Raw genomic sequence first — 914 nt, 5'->3', positions numbered from 1 at the left:
AGGCCATCCCGAACGCGCCCCGGTAGCGCCGGCCGCTGGCCGGCTCCTCACGAACATCCTGGGTCCACGTGTCCCCGGCCAACGGCCGGCACGACCATCCGCGCGCGGGAATCATCGAAGCGCCGTAAAATACCCGCCATGACCACCCCCACGTTCCCCTACGACACCGCCCGCCTCAGCGAGCTGGCCCAATTGCTGATCGACAACGTCCGCGAGCTGGCCCAGGCCGGCTGGACCCCGGCCACCAGCAGCAACTTCTCGCACCGCCTGGATGACCGCCATGCGGCGATCACCGTGTCCGGCAAGGACAAGGGGCGGCTGGTGGAGGACGACATCATGGTGGTGGATTTCGATGGCAAGGCCATCGGCCGTCCGCTGCGCCCGTCGGCCGAAACGCTGCTGCATACCCAGCTGTACCGCCGCTTCCCCGAGATCGGCTGCGTGCTGCACACCCATTCGCCGGTGCAGACGATCGCCTCGCGCCTCTATGCGCCGCAGGGTCACATCCGGCTGGAGGGCTACGAGCTGATCAAGGCCTTCCACGGCAACAGTACCCACGAGATGGCCATCGACGTGCCGGTGTTCGCCAATACCCAGGACATGGACGTGCTCTCGGCTCAGGTCGATGCCCTGCTCGACACCCAACCGCTCTGGGGCTATCTGATCGACGGCCATGGCCTGTACGCGTGGGGCCGCACCATGGCCGAAGCGCGCCGCCACATGGAAGCCTTCGAATTCCTGCTGCATTGCGAGCTGGAGCTGCGCAAACTGCGCGGCTGAACAGTACCGCCCGCGCCCCGGTAGTGCCGGCCGCTGGCCGGCTCCACGCCATTGCGAGCTGGAGCTGCGCAAACTGCGCGGCTGAACAGTACCGCCCGCGCCCCGGTAGTGCCGGCCGCTGGCCGGCTCCACGC

Annotated in this window: 1 protein-coding gene; it reads left to right on the top strand. The window is 68.2% G+C overall.

What is annotated here, in order from left to right; genetic code table 11:
• Positions 1 to 138: 138 nt before the first annotated feature.
• Entirely contained in the window at positions 139 to 780 is a 642-nt protein-coding gene (locus tag ACXJKH_RS21330; protein WP_457322371.1) for a methylthioribulose 1-phosphate dehydratase, read from the top strand.
• Positions 781 to 914 lie beyond the last annotated feature (134 nt).

The organism is Stenotrophomonas sp. P5_B8 (assembly GCF_054049855.1).
Note: the sequence above shows the minus strand (reverse complement) of the source record. Positions and strands in the feature narration are given on the sequence as shown.